This is a genomic window from Selenomonas sp. (genome assembly GCF_052169755.1).
In the GTDB taxonomy this organism is placed as follows: domain Bacteria; phylum Bacillota; class Negativicutes; order Selenomonadales; family Selenomonadaceae; genus Selenomonas.
The window spans coordinates 1-4,446 of sequence record NZ_JBQNBV010000151.1 but is presented as its reverse complement, the minus strand read 5'-3'; the positions used below and the strand labels follow the sequence as shown (position 1 = coordinate 4,446).

Genomic DNA, 4,446 nt, shown 5'->3' with positions numbered 1-4,446 from the left:
TCAAATCTCGATCTTACCTGCATTCAAAAGCGCTTCTTTCGCTTCTTTGACAAGTTCTTCGATGATCGTCTTGACCGGCTCGATCTTCTTGAGCGGCAGAAGGCTCTGCCCCGCCTGCATCATACCGTTTTCGACATCGCCGTCAACAGCGGCGAGTTTATTCGTGCCTGTCGCGCGCTCGATGAGTTCTTCCTTCGTCGCTTTGCCCGAGAACTCCAGCGCGACGAAATCCTCTGCGAACTTGTTCTTGATGCCGCGCACCGCGCCGCCGATCGAAACGCCCGTAACGATCGTATCCGTATCGACTGCCTCGATGAGCTTCTCCTTCATCTTCGGATGCACATGGCACTCCTCGGCGACGAGGAAGCGCGTCCCCATCTGCACGCCCGCCGCGCCCATCAAAAGCGCCGCCGCCATGCCGCGTCCGTCGGCGATACCGCCCGCCATGACGACGGGAATCTTGACCGCAGGAATGACCTGCGTCATCAGCGCCATCGTTGTCAATACGCCGATGTGACCGCCCGCTTCCATCCCTTCGACAACGATCGCATCCGCACCCGCCGCCTCGATACGCTTCGCGAGCTTCACGTTCGGCACGACAGGAATCGTCTTGACGCCCGCGCTCTTGAACTTCTCCAAGAACGGCACGGGATTGCCCGCGCCGAGCGTCACGAAAGCCGGCTTCTCACGGCAAATGACCTCGACGATCTCATCTTTGTTCGGCGCCATGAGCATGACATTGACGCCAAAAGGCTGATCGGTCAGCTCCCGCGCTTTTCGGATCTCCTGCTCGACCCACTCGGTCGAGCGCCCGCCCGCCGCGATGATGCCCGCACCGCCTGCATTCGACACCGCTGCCGCAAGTTCTGCGTCCGCGATCCAAGCCATCGCGCCCTGAATGATCGGGTACTTGATGCCCAAAACTTCCGTGATGCTCTTTGCCATAATGTTTCCTCCATTCGTCTGCTTCTATGTCCATCATTTTTCATCTTCTCGTCAAAGCGCCAGCTCCATCAGGACCTCGTCCGTATCGAGGTCGAGAATCGTGATTTTCTCATCCGTCATCAAGGCGATGGTCGCCCTGCCGTCTTCGCGCTTGGAAAGCGACGGCGAGCCGGGATTGACGAACACGGCTGCACCGCGCTTTTCCAAGACGTTCGTGTGGATATGCCCCGTGATGAATACGTCGGCGCACATCGCACGCGCCGCCTCATCTTTCGCGGCATCGCTCTCGATGAGATGTCCGTGCGTCGCGACGATGCGCCTGCCGCCCGCAAAAGCATAAGCGTAAGGGGCTTGGATCGGCGTTCTGAGCACGAGCTGGTCAACCTCGGAATCACAGTTGCCGCGGCAGATGAGAACGGGCGGCGCACTCGCGTTGATTTTCTCCGCAAGCCCTGCGGGGTTGTAGTCCTCCTTCATCGGGTTGCGCGGGCCGTGATAGAGCACGTCGCCCGCATGAATGATGAGATCGGCGTCATGGAAATGCTTCTCGTAGGCAAGCGCCCAGCGTTTCTCACAGCCGTGCGTGTCGCTGATGATGCCGATTTTCATGACCTCACCCCTCAGCCGATCTTCTGCAGAAGGCTCGCCAGCTCCATCGCCGCCAAGGCGCAGTCGGAGCCTTTATTGCCCGCCTTCGTCCCCGCACGCTCGATCGCCTGCTCGATATTCTCCGTCGTCAATACGCCGAAAATCGTCGGCACGCCCGTCGAAAGCCCGACCTGCGCGACCCCCTTCGACACCTCGCTGCAAACGTAGTCATAGTGCGTCGTCGCGCCGCGAATGACCGCGCCGAGGCAAATCACCGCGTCATACTTGCCGCTCTCCGCCATCTTCTTGGCGACGAGCGGGATCTCAAACGCGCCCGGCACCCAAGCGACGTCAATATCCTCTTCCTTCGTTTCATGACGATGCAGCGTATCGAGTGCGCCGCCCAGGAGTTTGCTCGTGATGAACTCATTGAAACGCGCCGCCACGATACCGATATGAAGTCCCTTGCCTGTAATGAATCCTTCGATGGTCTTTGCCATGATATTTCCCCCTCAATCTCAGTCATTCAGCGAATCATCATTCAAGAGATGCCCCATCTTGACCTTTTTGACGCTCAAGTACCGTTTGTCGAACTTGTTTGCCTTGACGACGAGCGGCACGCGCTCGACGATTTCGAGGTTGTAGCCCTCAAGCCCCGCACGCTTGGCGGGATTGTTCGTCATAAGACGGATGCTCGTCAGGCCGAGGTCGGAAAGAATCTGTGCGCCGATGCCGTAGTCGCGGAGATCCGGCGCAAAGCCCAGCTCGACATTCGCCTCGACCGTATCCGCGCCTTTATCCTGCAGCTCGTAGGCGCGCATCTTGTTCGCCAGACCGATGCCGCGCCCCTCTTGGCGCATGTAGAGCACGACGCCTTCGCCTTCCTTCTCGATGTTCTTCAAGGCGATGCCGAGCTGATCGCCGCAGTCGCAGCGCATCGAGCCGAGCGCGTCGCCCGTCAAGCATTCGGAGTGGACGCGCACGAGCACATTCTTCTTGCCCGCGACCTCGCCCTTGACGACAGCGAGGTGGCATTTGCCGTCGAGCGTACTCTCATACGCCTTGATCCGAAAATGGCCGTAGCGGCTTGGAAAATCAACATCGGCGATCTGCTTGACGAAGCTCTCCGTGCGCTTCCTGTACTCGATGAGCGACTTGACCGTGATGATGTTCAGCCCATGCTTTTTCGCAAATTCCTTGAGTTCCGGCGTGCGCATCATGTGCCCGTCGTCCGCCATGATCTCGCAGCAAAGCCCCGCCGGATAGAATCCCGCCAGTCGCGCAAGATCCGTCGTCGCCTCCGTATGGCCGGTGCGGCGCAGCACGCCGCCCTCGACGGAACGCAGCGGGAAAACGTGCCCCGGACGGCGGAAAGACGCAGGCTTTGCTTTCGGGTCCAGCAGCATCTTGATCGTCTGGCAGCGCTCGAACGCCGAGATGCCCGTATCCGTATTGTACGCGTCGATGGAAACCGTGAACGCCGTTTCATGATTGTCCGTATTGTTGGCGACCATCTGCCCGATGTTCAGCTCATCCAAACGTTTGCCGTCAATCGGCGTGCAGATCAGCCCTTTCGCGTACTTCGCCATGAAATTGATGTCCTCGGGCTTCACCGTTGCCGCCGCGATGATGAGATCACCCTCGTTCTCGCGATCCTCATCGTCCACGACGACGACCATTTTGCCGTATCGAATATCCTCGATCGCCTGCTCTACCGTTGCAAAATCTGACATACTTACATCTCCTTATCTTTGGGAAACACGGTATTCCTTTCAGCCGTGCTTCCTTAAAATCCCTGCTCGCGCAGGAAACCCAAAGTCAAACCGCCCGCACTCCTCGGCGCGGCGTCGCCCGGCGCACGTCCTCCCGGAAAAAGTTTCTCCACATACTTGCCGAGAATGTCCGTCTCAATATTCAAACGGCTGCCGATGCGCTTTTCGCGCAAATTCGTGATCTCGCGCGTATGCGGAATGAGGCTGACCGTGAACTCCGCCGCTCCCGCGCGCGCGACCGTGAGGCTGATGCCGTCGAGCGCGACCGAGCCTTTCTCCACGATGTAGCGCAGGAGATCGTCCCGCGCACGCACCGTCAGCAAGATGGCGTTGCCCTCTTCCTGCATCGCGGCGATCGTACCCACGCCATCGATGTGACCGCTGACAATGTGACCGCCCAAGCGGCTTTGAAGCGTCAAGGCACGCTCTAAGTTCACGCGGCTGCCGTGCCTAAGCTCTGCCAACGACGTGCGCCGCACCGTTTCGGGCATGACGTCCGCCGTAAAATGCGCCGCATCAAAATGCGTGACGGTCAGACAAATGCCGTTGACCGCGATGCTGTCGCCGAGGGCGACGTCTTCGAGCACCTTCGCCGCGCGTATGGCAATCTCGCCGCCCGCCAAGCGATCGAGCGTGCCGACTTCTTCAATGATTCCCGTAAACAACGGCTACCTCGCTCCCTTCGCCGCATAGCCTGTGAGGAGCAGATCGTCGCCGAGCCGCTCCATCGTAAGATTCTTCAGCTCCACCGCATCGGCAAGCTCGGCAAAGCCCGCGCCCTCGACAGAAGTCAGCGCATCCGCACCGCCCACGATCTTCGGCGCGATAAAGGCATGAACCTTATCGACCAGCCCCGCCGCAAAGAGCGAGAAATTCAGCGTGCCGCCGCCCTCGACAAAGACCGATGTGATGTCCCTCGCCGCAAGCAGTCGCATGAGCGCCAAAAGATCGACGCGCTCACCCGCACCCGCACAGACGACTTCGACACCCGCCGCCTGAAGAGCCGCGCAGCGCTCTTCGGGCGCAGCGCGCGTCACGGCGACGAGCGTCTTTGCCGCGCCGTCGCGGGCGACCTTCGCCCCAAGCGGCGTGCGTGCGCGGCTGTCGATGATGACGCGCACAGGATTTTTTCCCGTGCCGT

The 4,446-nt window shown here is 59.9% G+C and carries 6 protein-coding genes; all 6 read right to left on the bottom strand.

The window, feature by feature from the left end; genetic code table 11:
• Positions 1-945, bottom strand: coding sequence for a nitronate monooxygenase (locus tag ACTTKG_RS09325; RefSeq protein ID WP_442673934.1), 945 nt, complete (start codon positions 943-945; stop codon positions 1-3).
• A gap of 51 nt (positions 946-996) precedes the next feature.
• Positions 997-1,554: a phosphodiesterase gene (gene yfcE, locus ACTTKG_RS09320; RefSeq protein WP_442673933.1), complete on the bottom strand. Its 558-nt coding sequence runs from the start codon at positions 1,552-1,554 to the stop codon at positions 997-999.
• 11 nt (positions 1,555-1,565) lie between these two features.
• Positions 1,566-2,033, bottom strand: a complete 468-nt coding sequence (ribH, locus tag ACTTKG_RS09315; protein ID WP_442673932.1) for a 6,7-dimethyl-8-ribityllumazine synthase — start codon at positions 2,031-2,033, stop codon at positions 1,566-1,568.
• A gap of 18 nt (positions 2,034-2,051) precedes the next feature.
• The gene (locus ACTTKG_RS09310) at positions 2,052-3,266 is read right to left on the bottom strand and encodes a bifunctional 3,4-dihydroxy-2-butanone-4-phosphate synthase/GTP cyclohydrolase II (RefSeq protein WP_442673931.1); all 1,215 of its coding nucleotides are present in this window, start codon (positions 3,264-3,266) and stop codon (positions 2,052-2,054) included.
• A gap of 53 nt (positions 3,267-3,319) precedes the next feature.
• Positions 3,320-3,970: a riboflavin synthase gene (locus ACTTKG_RS09305; protein WP_442673930.1), complete on the bottom strand. Its 651-nt coding sequence runs from the start codon at positions 3,968-3,970 to the stop codon at positions 3,320-3,322.
• Between the two features lie 3 nt (positions 3,971-3,973).
• Positions 3,974-4,446: dihydrofolate reductase family protein (locus ACTTKG_RS09300; RefSeq protein WP_442673929.1), on the bottom strand; the 473-nt coding region annotated here is incomplete at its 5' end.

What these genes read in the sequence shown, in the direction of transcription:
- ACTTKG_RS09325 (WP_442673934.1), bottom strand. Translation starts at nt 945, where the DNA reads ATGGCAAAGAGCATCACGGAAGTTTTGGGCATCAAGTACCCGATCATT.
- yfcE (WP_442673933.1), bottom strand. Translation starts at nt 1,554, where the DNA reads ATGAAAATCGGCATCATCAGCGACACGCACGGCTGTGAGAAACGCTGG.
- ribH (WP_442673932.1), bottom strand. Translation starts at nt 2,033, where the DNA reads ATGGCAAAGACCATCGAAGGATTCATTACAGGCAAGGGACTTCATATC.
- ACTTKG_RS09310 (WP_442673931.1), bottom strand. Translation starts at nt 3,266, where the DNA reads ATGTCAGATTTTGCAACGGTAGAGCAGGCGATCGAGGATATTCGATAC.